This is a genomic window from Streptomyces sp. NPDC014801 (assembly GCF_043082085.1).
GTDB lineage: Bacteria > Actinomycetota > Actinomycetes > Streptomycetales > Streptomycetaceae > Streptomyces.
Window position 1 is genome coordinate 237,996 of sequence record NZ_JBIBXG010000007.1, and the last position, 14,209, is coordinate 252,204.

Here is a 14,209-nt window from a genome sequence, read left to right on the forward strand (position 1 = left end):
CAAGTTGTTCCCACCCCTGAATGGCCCCTGGCGGAGCCCTAGATGGACATGACACGAATGAGTGGCGGAACTCTACCGGGTGGGGTGGGAGCGCTTTCCGGCGGGGCTACAGAAACCACAGAGACGCAGGTGACGGGAGGGACGCCCCGGCGGCCGGGCGCGGGCACGGGCACGGGGACCGCGGCCGGCGAGAGGGCGTCCGGGAACACGTCAAGCGCATCCGGGGACGCGACAAGGGCGTCCCGAGACACGACAAGGGGCCCGCACGACCGAAGTCGTGCGGGCCCCTTGGGGAGCTCGCGGTGGAGCTACCGGGTCACTGGACCCTCAAGCAAGCGGAACTTACTTGACGATCTTGGTGACCTGGCCGGCGCCGACGGTCCGGCCACCCTCACGGATGGCGAACTTCAGGCCCTCCTCCATGGCGACGGGCTGGATCAGCTCGACGCGCATCTCGGTGTTGTCGCCCGGCATGACCATCTCGGTGCCCTCGGGGAGGTGCACGACGCCGGTCACGTCCGTGGTACGGAAGTAGAACTGCGGGCGGTAGTTGTTGAAGAACGGGGTGTGGCGACCACCCTCGTCCTTCGACAGGATGTAGGCCTGGGCCTCGAACTCGGTGTGCGGGGTGACCGAACCCGGCTTGATGATGACCTGGCCGCGCTCGACGTCCTCGCGCTTGATGCCGCGGAGCAGCAGACCGACGTTCTCACCGGCCTGGCCCTCGTCGAGCAGCTTGCGGAACATCTCGATGCCGGTGACCGTGGTGGTGGTCTTCTCGGTCTTGATGCCGATGATGTCGACGGTCTCGTTGACCTTCAGGACACCACGCTCGATACGGCCGGTGACGACCGTACCGCGACCGGTGATCGTGAAGACGTCCTCGATCGGCATGAGGAACGGCTTGTCGACGTCACGCTCGGGCTCCGGGATGGACTCGTCGACGGCCTTCATCAGGTCGAGGACGGACTGCGTCCACTGCGAGTCACCCTCCAGCGCCTTCAGCGCGGAGACGCGGACGACCGGCAGGTCGTCGCCCGGGAACTCGTACTCGGAGAGGAGCTCACGGACCTCGAGCTCGACGAGCTCCATGATCTCCTCGTCGTCCACCATGTCGGCCTTGTTCAGGGCGACCACGATGTACGGAACGCCGACCTGGCGGGCCAGGAGCACGTGCTCCTTGGTCTGCGGCATCGGGCCGTCGGTGGCGGCGACCACGAGGATGGCGCCGTCCATCTGCGCCGCACCCGTGATCATGTTCTTGATGTAGTCCGCGTGACCCGGGCAGTCGACGTGGGCGTAGTGACGCGCCTCGGTCTGGTACTCGACGTGCGCGATGGAGATGGTGATACCGCGCTGACGCTCCTCGGGCGCCTTGTCGATGTTGTCGAACGGGGTCGCCTCGTTCAGCTCCGGGTACGCGTCGTGCAGCACCTTGGTAATGGCGGCCGTGAGGGTCGTCTTACCGTGGTCGATGTGACCGATGGTGCCGATGTTGACGTGCGGCTTAGTCCGCTCGAACTTCGCCTTCGCCACTGGGGTCCTCCTGTGGAGTGGTTCTGGTACGCCTTACTTCATCGGCGCCAGGTGATCTTTGCTGTAAAGGCCCGGAACCCGGGGCAAACCCCGCGATTGCGGGAATTTGCCCCTTGAGGCTCCGGAGTCAAGCCTACGGCGTGGAAACGCGGTGCGTTACTCGCCCTTGGCCTTCGCGATGATCTCCTCGGCGACGTTCCGCGGAACCTCGGCGTAGGAGTCGAACTGCATCGAGTAGCTTGCGCGACCCGACGTCTTGCTGCGGAGGTCGCCGACGTAGCCGAACATCTCCGACAGGGGCACGAGGCCCTTCACGACGCGGGCACCGGCCCGCTCCTCCATGGCCTGGATCTGACCACGGCGGGAGTTGATGTCGCCGATGACCTCACCCATGTAGTCCTCGGGCGTGGTGACCTCGACGGCCATCATCGGCTCGAGCAGCACGGGGCTGGCCTTGCGCGCGGCCTCCTTGAAGGCCTGCGAACCGGCGATCTTGAACGCGAGTTCGGAGGAGTCGACCTCGTGGTACGCACCGTCGTGCAGGATCACGCGGACACCGGTCATCTCGTAGCCCGCGAGGATGCCGAACTGCATGGCCTCCTGGCAGCCGGCGTCCACCGAAGGGATGTACTCCTTCGGGATACGGCCACCGGTGACCTTGTTCACGAACTCGTACGAGACGTCGCCGCCCTCGAGGGGCTCGATGCCGATCTGCACCTTGGCGAACTGACCGGTACCACCGGTCTGCTTCTTGTGCGTGTAGTCGACGCGCTCGACGGCCTTGCGGATCGTCTCGCGGTAGGCCACCTGCGGCTTGCCGACGTTGGCCTCGACCTTGAACTCACGCTTCATGCGGTCGACGAGCACCTCGAGGTGAAGCTCGCCCATACCGCCGATGACGGTCTGGCCGGTCTCCTCGTTGGTGTGCACCTGGAAGGAGGGGTCCTCCTCCGCGAGACGCTGGATGGCGACACCCAGCTTCTCCTGGTCACCCTTGGACTTGGGCTCGATCGCGACCTCGATGACCGGCGCCGGGAAGTCCATGGACTCCAGGATCACCGGGTTCTTCTCGTCGCAGAGCGTCTCACCGGTGGTGGTCTGCTTCAGGCCCATGACGGCGACGATGTCGCCGGCGCCCACCGAGTCGATCTCCTCACGCTTGTTCGCGTGCATGCGGTAGATCTTGCCGATGCGCTCCTTCTTGCCCTTGACGGAGTTCAGCACCGAGGTGCCGGACTCCAGGCGGCCCGAGTAGACCCGGACGAAGGTGAGCTTGCCCAGGTGCGGGTCGCTCATGATCTTGAACGCGAGGGCCGACAGCGGCTCGTCCTCGGACGGCTTGCGGCGCACGACCTCCTCCGGGTCGTTGACGGCGTGGCCCTCGATGGCCTCGATGTCAACGGGGGAGGGCAGGTAGCGCACGACCGCGTCGAGCAGGGGCTGGACGCCCTTGTTCTTGAACGCGGTACCGCAGAACACCGGGGTCACGGTGGTGCCGGTGCCCTTGCCGGACGCGATGGTGATACGACGGATCGCGGCGTACAGCTGGTCCTCGGTGGGCTCCTGGCCCTCCAGGTACAGCTCCATGATCTCTTCGTCGTTCTCGGCCACGGCCTCGAGCAGCTTGCCGCGGTACTCCTCGGCAGCCTCGGTGTGCGTGTCCGGGATGTCGACGACGTCGTACATCTCGCCCTTGGTGGCCTCGGCGGACCACACGAGCGCCTTCATGCGGACCAGGTCCACGACGCCCTTGAAGTCGGCCTCGGCACCGATCGGGAGCTGCATGACGATCGGCTGCGCGCCCAGGCGGTCCGAGATCATGTCCACGCAGCGGTGGAACTCGGCGCCCGTGCGGTCGAGCTTGTTGACGAAGCAGATACGCGGAACGCCGTAGCGGTCCGCCTGACGCCACACCGTCTCGGACTGCGGCTCAACGCCGGCGACACCGTCGAACACCGTCACGGCACCGTCGAGCACACGCAGGGAACGCTCCACCTCGACGGTGAAGTCGACGTGGCCCGGGGTGTCGATGATGTTGATGGTGTGGTCGACGTCGTCCAGCGACCAGTGACAGGTGGTGGCAGCAGAGGTGATCGTGATGCCACGCTCCTGCTCCTGCTCCATCCAGTCCATGGTGGCAGCGCCGTCGTGGACCTCACCGATCTTGTAGGACACACCGGTGTAGAACAGGATCCGCTCGGTGGTGGTCGTCTTGCCCGCGTCGATGTGGGCCATGATGCCGATGTTGCGCACCTTGGCCAGGTCAAGTGAAGTGGTAGCCATAAGGCTTCAGTCTTCTCTCGGTCTCGATGTGGGTAGCGACTACCAGCGGTAGTGCGCGAAGGCCTTGTTGGACTCGGCCATCTTGTGGGTGTCCTCGCGCTTCTTCACGGCCGCACCGAGGCCGTTGGAGGCGTCGAGCAGCTCGTTGAGCAGACGCTCGGTCATGGTCTTCTCGCGACGGGCGCGGGAGTAACCGACGAGCCAGCGCAGCGCCAGCGTGTTGGCGCGACCCGGCTTGACCTCGACCGGGACCTGGTAGGTGGCGCCACCGACACGGCGGGACTTGACCTCGAGGGTCGGCTTGATGTTCTCCAGAGCGCGCTTGAGCGTGATGACCGGGTCGTTGCCGGTCTTCTCGCGCAGGCCCTCCATGGCGCCGTAGACGATGCGCTCGGCGGTGGAGCGCTTGCCGTTCAGCAGCACCTTGTTGATCAGGGAGGTCACCAGAGGAGAACCGTAGACCGGGTCGATGATGACCGGGCGCTTCGGGGCGGGGCCCTTACGAGGCATTCTTACTTCTCCTTCTTGGCGCCGTAACGGCTGCGAGCCTGCTTGCGGTTCTTGACACCCTGGGTGTCGAGCGAGCCGCGGATGATCTTGTAGCGAACACCCGGCAGGTCCTTCACACGGCCGCCGCGCACGAGCACGATGGAGTGCTCCTGCAGGTTGTGTCCCTCACCCGGAATGTAGGCCGTGACCTCGATGCCGCTGGTCAGACGCACACGCGCGACCTTACGGAGGGCCGAGTTCGGCTTCTTCGGGGTGGTCGTGAACACACGCGTGCAGACGCCACGACGCTGAGGGGAACCCTCGAGTGCGGGCGTCTTGTTCTTCTCGACCTTGTCCTGCCGGCCCTTACGGACCAGCTGCTGGATCGTAGGCACTACTTCTCCGGTTTCTGTGTGCCGATGGGTACAGCTAACCTGGAACGTCGCCGACCCACGCGGTCGGGTGTGTCGAATCGTGCGAGCTCCTGCCGAGCGGCAGAAAGAGGCGCAGATTACGGTGGCCGGTCACAGCTCCCGATGCGGTTGAAGGCACGCAGGAGAGCCAAGGCACACCCCAGGCACAAGGTCTGAGCGTACCTACCTCAAACGCTACGGTCAAAACAAATGGGCCCCGCCCGCATCGTCCCGCTGTGCATGTCAAGCCCGCCGAGCCCACGTGATCTTCGATTCGGCGGCCACGGTCCGCTTCGCACACTGCTCTCACGCCCCAGAGCCGAGGTCAGCCGACGGCCACCGAGACGACCGCCAGCAGGACCACTACGAGTGCCCAGCCGGCGGTGGCCAACCACCCCAGAACGCACCCCGTGAGCGCCAGCCCCTCCCCCAGCTCGCCCGTCCTGCGGATCTCCGAGCGCGCCGCGTGCCCCAGGACGACCGCCGGGATCCCGGTGAGCCCGAGGGTCGGCACGCACAGCAGCCCGCACACGGCGGCCCCCACGGCCTTCTGGTTCGTCCTGGGCCGCGGCAGCGGCTGGTACGCCCCGGCCGCGTACGGCGCGGGCAGGGACGGCGGTACGGGCCCCTGGGGCAGGTCGGCCACCAGCACCGCCAGCTCCCCCACCGTCCGGGCCGCGTAGGCCCGCGCGACCCGCTCCTCGAACTCCTCCCGCTCCATCCGCCCCTCGCCGTAACCGGCTCTGAGCACGTCCACCGCGCGCTCCCGGTCGGCGTGCGAGGCCAGCATCCCCCGCCACTGCTGCTGCCCGGGCTGCCAGGGCTGCCAGGGCTGCCACGGATACGGCGACTGCGACACGAGCACCTCCCCGAAGCGCCGGCGTCCCTCCATGATGCGCCGAACCGCCGCGTCCGGCACCGGCACAACGCCGAAGGGCGGCCACCCGTACGGGGTGACCGCCCTTCAGTGGACGTGCGCCTTACTGGTTGTACGGACCGTAGTCGTAGTCCTCCAGCGGAACGGCCTGGCCGGAGCCGGTGCCGAACGGCGAGTAGTCGATGTCGTCGTAGCCGACGGCCGAGTACATCGCGGCCTTGGCCTCCTCGGTCGGCTCGACCCGGATGTTGCGGTAGCGGGACAGGCCCGTACCGGCCGGGATGAGCTTACCGATGATGACGTTCTCCTTCAGGCCGATGAGGCTGTCGGACTTGGCGTTGATCGCCGCGTCCGTCAGGACTCGGGTCGTCTCCTGGAAGGAGGCGGCCGACAGCCAGGACTCCGTGGCCAGCGAGGCCTTGGTGATACCCATCAGCTGCGGACGGCCGGAGGCGGGGTGACCGCCCTCCTGGACCACACGACGGTTCTCCTGCTCGAACTTCGAGCGCTCGACCAGCTCGCCGGGCAGCAGCTCGGCGTCGCCGGACTCGATGATCGTCACACGGCGCAGCATCTGCCGGATGATGATCTCGATGTGCTTGTCGTGGATCGACACACCCTGCGAGTTGTACACCTTCTGGACCTCGCCGACCAGGTGGACCTGGACGGCACGCTGGCCCAGGATGCGCAGCACGTCGTGCGGGTTGGTGGCACCCACGGTGAGCTTCTGGCCCACCTCGACGTGCTCGCCCTCGCTGACCAGGAGACGGGCACGCTTCGAGATCGGGTAGGCCGTCTCGTCGCTGCCGTCGTCCGGCGTGATGACGATCTTCTTGGTCTTCTCGGTCTCCTCGATCCGCACGCGGCCGGAGGCCTCGGAGATCGGGGCGACACCCTTCGGGGTACGGGCCTCGAAGAGCTCGACGACACGCGGCAGACCCTGGGTGATGTCGTCACCGGCCACACCACCGGTGTGGAAGGTACGCATCGTCAGCTGGGTACCGGGCTCACCGATGGACTGGGCGGCGATGATGCCGACCGCCTCACCGATGTCGACCAGCTTGCCGGTGGCGAGCGAACGGCCGTAGCACATGGCGCAGGTGCCGACCGCGGACTCACAGGTCAGGACCGAGCGGGTCTTGACCTCCTCCACGCCCTGCGCGATGAGCTCGTCGATGAGCACGTCGCCCAGGTCGGTGCCGGCCGGGGCCAGCACCTTGCCGTCGACCACGATGTCCTCGGCGAGGCAGCGCGCGTACACGCTGGTCTCGACGTCCTCCGCCTTGAGCAGCGAGCCGTCGGCCTCGCGCGAGGCGATCCGCAGACGCAGGCCACGGTCGGTGCCGCAGTCCTCCTCGCGGATGATGACGTCCTGGGAGACGTCGACCAGACGACGGGTGAGGTAACCCGAGTCGGCGGTACGCAGAGCGGTGTCCGCCAGACCCTTACGGGCACCGTGCGTGGAGATGAAGTACTCCAGCACGGACAGACCCTCGCGGAAGGACGCCTTGATCGGACGCGGGATGGTCTCGTTCTTGGCGTTCGACACCAGACCGCGCATACCCGCGATCTGGCGCATCTGCATCATGTTTCCTCGCGCACCCGAGTTCACCATCATGAAGATCGGGTTCGTCTTCGGGAAGTTCTCGTTCATCGCCTCGGCGACCTCGTTGGTCGCGTTGGTCCAGATGCCGATCAGTTCCTGGGTGCGCTCGTCCTTGGTGATCAGACCACGCTCGTACTGGCGCTGGACCTTCTCGTCCGCGGCCTCCCAGCGGGCGACGATCTCCTTCTTCGCCTCGGGGACGACGACGTCGGAGATGGCCACGGTGACGCCGGAACGGGTCGCCCAGTAGAAGCCCGCCGCCTTCAGGTTGTCGAGCGTCGCCGCCACGATGACCTTCGGGTAGCGCTCGGCCAGGTCGTTGACGATCTGGGAGAGCTGCTTCTTGCCGACCTCGTAGTCGACGAACGGGTAGTCCTCGGGCAGCAGCTCGTTGAAGAGCGCACGGCCCAGCGTGGTCTTCAGCGTGAAGCTGTCACCCTGCTGCCACTCCGGCTCGCCCTCCTCGCGCACCGGCGGCTCCCAGCCACGCGGCGGGATGGTGCCCACCGGGAAGCGGATGTCGACCGGGGTCTGCAGGGACAGCTCGCCGGCGTCGAACGCCATGATCGCCTCGGCGACCGAAGCGAACGCGCGGCCCTCGCCCTTGGGGTTGCGGCCCTCGGCGTCGGTGGTGAGGAAGAACAGACCGAGGACCATGTCCTGGGTCGGCATCGTCACCGGACGGCCGTCGGCCGGCTTGAGGATGTTGTTCGAGGACAGCATCAGGATGCGGGCCTCGGCCTGCGCCTCCGCGGACAGCGGCAGGTGCACGGCCATCTGGTCACCGTCGAAGTCCGCGTTGAACGCGGTGCACACGAGCGGGTGGATCTGGATGGCCTTGCCCTCGACCAGCTGCGGCTCGAAGGCCTGGATGCCGAGGCGGTGCAGGGTGGGAGCACGGTTCAGCAGCACCGGGTGCTCGGCGATGACCTCTTCGAGGACGTCGTACACGACCGTGCGGCCGCGCTCCACCATGCGCTTGGCGCTCTTGATGTTCTGCGCGTGGTTCAGGTCGACCAGGCGCTTCATCACGAACGGCTTGAACAGCTCCAGCGCCATCGCCTTCGGCAGACCGCACTGGTGCAGCTTCAGCTGCGGACCGACGACGATCACGGAACGCGCGGAGTAGTCCACGCGCTTGCCGAGCAGGTTCTGACGGAAGCGGCCCTGCTTGCCCTTCAGCATGTCGCTGAGGGACTTCAGCGGGCGGTTACCGGGACCGGTCACCGGACGGCCGCGACGACCGTTGTCGAAGAGGGCGTCAACAGCCTCCTGAAGCATGCGCTTCTCGTTGTTGACGATGATCTCGGGCGCGCCGAGGTCGAGGAGCCTCTTCAGACGGTTGTTGCGGTTGATGACACGGCGGTACAGGTCGTTCAGGTCGGAGGTCGCGAAGCGGCCACCGTCCAGCTGCACCATCGGACGCAGGTCCGGCGGGATGACCGGGACGCAGTCCAGGACCATGCCCTTGGGGCTGTTGGACGTCTGCAGGAACGCGGAGACGACCTTCAGCCGCTTCAGGGCGCGGGTCTTCTTCTGGCCCTTGCCGGTACGGATGATCTCGCGGAGCTTCTCGGCCTCCTCCTCGAGGTCGAAGGACTCCAGGCGCTTCTGCAGCGCCGCGGCACCCATCGAGCCGTCGAAGTACGTGCCGAAGCGGTCGCGCAGCTCGCGGTAGAGCAGCTCGTCGCCCTCGAGGTCCTGGACCTTGAGGTTCTTGAACCGGTTCCACACCTCGTCGAGGCGGTCGATCTCGCGCTGCGCACGGTCGCGCAGCTGCTTCATCTCGCGCTCGGCACCCTCGCGCACCTTGCGGCGCACGTCGGCCTTGGCGCCCTCGGCCTCCAGCTCGGCCAGGTCGGTCTCGAGCTTCTTGGCGCGGGCCTCGAGGTCGGCGTCGCGGCGCTGCTCGATCTGCTGGCGCTCGACGGAGACGTGGGCCTCCAGCGAGGGCAGGTCGCGCTGACGGCGCTCCTCGTCGACGTACGTGATCATGTACGCCGCGAAGTAGATGACCTTCTCCAGGTCCTTCGGGGCGAGGTCGAGCAGGTAGCCCAGCCGGCTCGGGACACCCTTGAAGTACCAGATGTGCGTGACGGGGGCGGCCAGCTCGATGTGGCCCATCCGCTCACGGCGCACCTTGGCGCGGGTCACCTCGACGCCGCAGCGCTCACAGATGATGCCCTTGAAGCGGACACGCTTGTACTTGCCGCAGTAGCACTCCCAGTCCCGGGTCGGACCGAAGATCTTCTCGCAGAAGAGTCCGTCCTTTTCGGGCTTGAGGGTGCGGTAGTTGATGGTCTCGGGCTTCTTGACCTCGCCGTGGCTCCACTGACGGATGTCGTCAGCGGTGGCCAGGCCGATCCGGAGCTCGTCGAAGAAGTTGACGTCGAGCACTATGCGTCAATCCCTCTCAGGGTCGTAAGTCTGTGGTCTGTACGGGGGCCTGGGGGTCGGCGGGGCCCCTGTGGGTCGGGGCCCCGCCGGACTCCCGTCAGACCTCTTCGACGCTGCTCGGCTCGCGCCGGGACAGGTCGATACCGAGCTCCTCCGCAGCGCGGAAGACGTCCTCGTCGGTGTCGCGCATCTCGATGGACATGCCGTCGCTGGACAGCACCTCCACGTTGAGGCACAGGGACTGCATTTCCTTGATGAGCACCTTGAAGGACTCGGGAATGCCGGGCTCAGGGATGTTCTCGCCCTTGACGATGGCCTCGTAGACCTTCACGCGGCCGGTGACGTCGTCGGACTTGATGGTCAGCAGCTCCTGGAGGGCGTACGCGGCGCCGTAGGCCTCGAGGGCCCACACCTCCATCTCACCGAACCGCTGGCCACCGAACTGGGCCTTACCACCCAGCGGCTGCTGGGTGATCATCGAGTACGGACCGGTCGAGCGGGCGTGCAGCTTGTCGTCGACCAGGTGGTGCAGCTTGAGGATGTACATGTAGCCGACCGAGATCGGGTCCGGGAACGGCTCACCGCTGCGGCCGTCGAACAGCCGCGCCTTGCCGGTCGGGAGCACCATGCGCTCGCCGTCCCGGTTCGGGATGGTGTGCTGCAGCAGACCCGCGAGCTCGTCCTCACGGGCACCGTCGAAGACCGGGGTGGCCACGTTGGTGCCGGGCTCGACCTTGTCGGCGCCGATCGCCTGCAGGCGCTGCGCCCACTCGTCCGCCAGGCCGGAGACGTCCCAGCCGCGGCTGGCGAGCCAGCCGAGGTGGATCTCCAGGACCTGTCCCGGGTTCATTCGGGACGGGACACCCAGCGGGTTGAGGATGATGTCGACCGGGGTGCCGTCCTCCAGGAACGGCATGTCCTCGATCGGCAGGATCTTGGAGATGACGCCCTTGTTGCCGTGACGGCCGGCGAGCTTGTCACCGTCGGTGATCTTGCGCTTCTGCGCGACGTAGACGCGGACCAGCTGGTTCACGCCCGGCGGCAGCTCGTCGCCCTCCTCGCGGTCGAAGACGCGCACGCCGATGACCTTGCCGGTCTCGCCGTGCGGCACCTTCAGCGAGGTGTCACGGACCTCACGGGCCTTCTCACCGAAGATCGCGCGCAGCAGGCGCTCCTCCGGCGTCAGCTCGGTCTCACCCTTCGGGGTCACCTTGCCGACGAGGATGTCGCCGGCGATGACCTCGGCACCGATGCGGATGATGCCGCGCTCGTCGAGGTCGGCGAGGACCTCCTCGGAGACGTTCGGGATGTCCCGGGTGATCTCCTCGGGGCCGAGCTTGGTGTCACGGGCGTCGACCTCGTGCTCCTCGATGTGGATCGAGGAGAGGACGTCGTCCTGCACGAGGCGCTGCGACAGGATGATCGCGTCCTCGTAGTTGTGACCCTCCCACGGCATGAACGCGACCAGCAGGTTCTTGCCGAGCGCCATCTCGCCGTTCTGGGTGGCCGGGCCGTCGGCCAGGACCTGGCCGGTGATGACGCGGTCGCCCTCGTTGACGATGACCTTCTGGTTGACCGAGGTGCCCTGGTTGGACCGGGAGAACTTGGCCAGGCGGTACGTGATGTACGTGCCGTCGTCGTTGGCGGTGGTGATGTAGTCCGCGGAGACCTCCTGGACCACACCGTCCTTCTCGGCCTTGACCACGTCGCCGGCGTCGACCGCGGAGCGGTACTCCATGCCGGTGCCGACGAGCGGCGCCTCGGACTTAATCAGCGGCACGGCCTGACGCATCATGTTCGCGCCCATGAGGGCACGGTTGGCGTCGTCGTGCTCGAGGAAGGGGATCATGGCGGTCGCGACCGACACCATCTGGCGCGGCGAGACGTCCATGTAGTCCACGTCCTCGGGGCCGACGTAGTCGACCTCGCCGCCCTTGCGGCGGACGAGCACACGGGCCTCGGCGAAGCGCAGGTCGTCGTTGAGCGTGGCGTTGGCCTGCGCGATGACGAAGCGGTCCTCCTCGTCGGCGGTCAGGTAGTCGACCTCGTCGGTGACCTGGCCGTCGATGACCTTGCGGTACGGGGTCTCGACGAAACCGAACGCGTTGACCCGGCCGTAGGAGGCGAGCGAGCCGATCAGACCGATGTTCGGGCCTTCGGGCGTCTCGATCGGGCACATGCGGCCGTAGTGCGACGGGTGCACGTCACGGACCTCGAAGCCGGCCCGCTCACGGGAGAGACCACCCGGACCAAGGGCCGACAGACGGCGCTTGTGGGTGAGACCCGACAGCGGGTTGTTCTGGTCCATGAACTGCGACAGCTGGCTGGTGCCGAAGAACTCCTTGATGGAGGCGACGACCGGCCGGATGTTGATCAGGGTCTGCGGCGTGATCGCCTCGACGTCCTGGGTGGTCATCCGCTCGCGGACGACGCGCTCCATACGGGCCAGACCCGTACGGACCTGGTTCTGGATGAGCTCGCCGACGCTGCGCAGACGACGGTTGCCGAAGTGGTCGATGTCGTCGGTCTCGACGACGACCGGCTGGCCGTTGTCGCCGACCGTCTCGGTCTCGCCGGCGTGCAGCTTCACCAGGTACTTGATCGTCGCGATGATGTCCTCGACGGTCAGGATCCCGGCGTCCAGCGGGGTGTCCGTACCCAGCTTCTTGTTGACCTTGTAGCGGCCGACCTTGGCCAGGTCGTAGCGCTTGGGGTTGAAGTAGAGGTTCTCCAGCAGCGTCTGCGCGGCCTCACGCGTGGGGGGCTCGCCCGGACGCAGCTTGCGGTAGATGTCGAGCAGCGCGTCGTCCTGGCCCTGGGTGTGGTCCTTCTCCAGGGTGGCGCGCATGGACTCGTACTCGCCGAACTCCTCGAGGATCTGCTCGGTGGTCCAGCCGAGCGCCTTGAGCAGGACGGTCACGGACTGCTTGCGCTTGCGGTCGATGCGCACACCGACCATGTCGCGCTTGTCGATCTCCATCTCCAGCCAGGCACCCCGGGACGGGATGATCTTGGCGGAGAAGATGTCCTTGTCGGACGTCTTGTCGATGGAGGAGTCGAAGTAGACACCGGGCGAACGGACGAGCTGCGACACCACGACACGCTCGGTGCCGTTGATGACGAAGGTGCCCTTGTTCGTCATGAGCGGGAAGTCGCCCATGAAGACGGTCTGGGACTTGATCTCGCCGGTCTCGTTGTTGGTGAACTCGGCGGTGACGAAGAGCGGGGCCGCGTACGTGAAGTCGCGCTCCTTGCACTCGTCGATCGAGTTCTTCGGCGGCTCGAAGCGGTGGTCGCGGAAGGTCAGCGACATCGACCCGCTGAAGTCCTCGATCGGGGAGATCTCCTCGAAGATCTCCTCCAGACCGGACTTGGTGGGGACGTCCTGACCGTTCTCGAGGGCCTCCTCGACGCGAGCCTTCCACGCGTCGTTGCCGAGCAGCCAGTCGAAGCTCTCGGTTTGCAGCGCGAGAAGGTTCGGAACCTCGAGGGGCTCCTTGATCTTTGCAAAGGAGATGCGCAGCGGGGCGGTGCTGGCAGCGTTGTTCGTATTCGCGGTCGAGGCGTTGCGCGAGGCGGCCAAGAGGGGGTCCTTCCGAGGGCTCGGACTCACTACGCGCGTACCGGCCCCTCCCCCGTACACAGAGACAGGTGGCGTCCGATCCGGCGGATAAGGCCAGGTCGGAGACGATCTGTCGGTCAGTGCTCGAGTGAGGGCAGACCCCTGGTGACGGGCAGGGGACAGCTAACAGGCAGCGCAAAGGGTCAGTGTAGCCACTTGGCACACTGATGTCCAGTCCCGCATTTCGGAGACCTCACTCTTCTCAACGCCTGCGGCATGCCTGCCTTCAACGCACGTTGATACTGCCCTCTTCGTCGTCGATCCATGCCTCGGATTCGGATCCTTGTGACGACGCGTCCTGAGAATTGCGCGCTGCGTGCGGTTCGTCAAGGCCCCCCTTGTCCGAACCGGGGCGACCGAGACACGACGAAGATCACCTTACCCCTCACGAACACAGGTGCAAGGCAGCCCGGGCCGTCCCCCGGGGAACGCCGAAGGGCGACCACCCGGATGGATGATCGCCCTTCGGTGCGTTCGCGTTACAGCCCCAGGGGAGACGTCTTCACGTCCTGGCCCCCGCGAGGCCGCTCATGCGGTCGCGAAAGGTCTTACTTGACCTCGACGGAGGCGCCGGCGCCCTCGAGGGCCTCCTTGGCCTTGTCGGCGGCCTCCTTGTTGACCTTCTCGAGGACCGGCTTCGGGGTGCCGTCGACGAGGTCCTTGGCCTCCTTCAGACCCAGGGAGGTCAGCTCGCGCACGACCTTGATGACCTGGATCTTCTTCTCGCCGGCGCCGGTGAGGATGACGTCGAACTCGTCCTTCTCCTCGACGGCCTCGGCGCCCGCACCGGCACCGGCGGCGCCGGCGGCGGCCACGGCGACCGGGGCGGCAGCGGTGACGTCGAACTTCTCCTCGAAGGCCTTCACGAACTCGGAGAGCTCGATGAGGGTCATCTCCTCGAACTGGGCGAGCAGGTCTTCCTGGCTGAGCTTCGCCATGATGGCGGTCCTTCCACTCAATCGGCAGGTGCCGGATGTACTGGGTAA

General features: G+C 66.6%; 8 protein-coding genes. All 8 read right to left on the reverse strand.

From position 1 onward, the window contains the following. Nucleotides 1-342: 342 nt before the first annotated feature. The 8 genes from tuf to rplL all read right to left on the reverse strand — a co-directional run bounded on the left by tuf (nt 343) and on the right by rplL (nt 14,161). A complete protein-coding gene (gene tuf, locus ACF1AL_RS18635; protein ID WP_391704135.1) occupies nt 343-1,536 on the reverse strand; it encodes an elongation factor Tu in 1,194 nt (397 codons plus the stop codon). A 156-nt stretch (nt 1,537-1,692) separates the two neighbouring features. After that, nucleotides 1,693-3,819, reverse strand: coding sequence for an elongation factor G (gene fusA, locus ACF1AL_RS18640; protein ID WP_391780506.1), 2,127 nt, complete (start codon nt 3,817-3,819; stop codon nt 1,693-1,695). 39 nt (nt 3,820-3,858) lie between these two features. Further along, on the reverse strand, nt 3,859-4,329 hold the full coding sequence (gene rpsG, locus ACF1AL_RS18645; RefSeq protein WP_003998848.1) for a 30S ribosomal protein S7: 471 nt from the start codon (nt 4,327-4,329) through the stop codon (nt 3,859-3,861). 2 nt (nt 4,330-4,331) lie between these two features. Beyond that, nucleotides 4,332-4,703, reverse strand: a complete 372-nt coding sequence (rpsL, locus tag ACF1AL_RS18650; protein WP_003948652.1) for a 30S ribosomal protein S12 — start codon at nt 4,701-4,703, stop codon at nt 4,332-4,334. 343 nt (nt 4,704-5,046) lie between these two features. Beyond that, on the reverse strand, nt 5,047-5,580 hold the full coding sequence (locus ACF1AL_RS18655; protein WP_391826541.1) for a DUF1707 and DUF4190 domain-containing protein: 534 nt from the start codon (nt 5,578-5,580) through the stop codon (nt 5,047-5,049). 121 nt (nt 5,581-5,701) lie between these two features. After that, a complete protein-coding gene (locus ACF1AL_RS18660) occupies nt 5,702-9,601 on the reverse strand; it encodes a DNA-directed RNA polymerase subunit beta' (protein ID WP_366841139.1) in 3,900 nt (1,299 codons plus the stop codon). Between the two features lie 97 nt (nt 9,602-9,698). Further along, nucleotides 9,699-13,184 (reverse strand): DNA-directed RNA polymerase subunit beta, encoded by a 3,486-nt coding sequence (rpoB, locus tag ACF1AL_RS18665; protein ID WP_366841140.1) that lies wholly within the window; start codon nt 13,182-13,184, stop codon nt 9,699-9,701. 587 nt (nt 13,185-13,771) lie between these two features. Beyond that, nucleotides 13,772-14,161, reverse strand: coding sequence for a 50S ribosomal protein L7/L12 (rplL, locus tag ACF1AL_RS18670; RefSeq protein ID WP_384204595.1), 390 nt, complete (start codon nt 14,159-14,161; stop codon nt 13,772-13,774). Between the last annotated feature and the right edge of the window lie 48 nt (nt 14,162-14,209).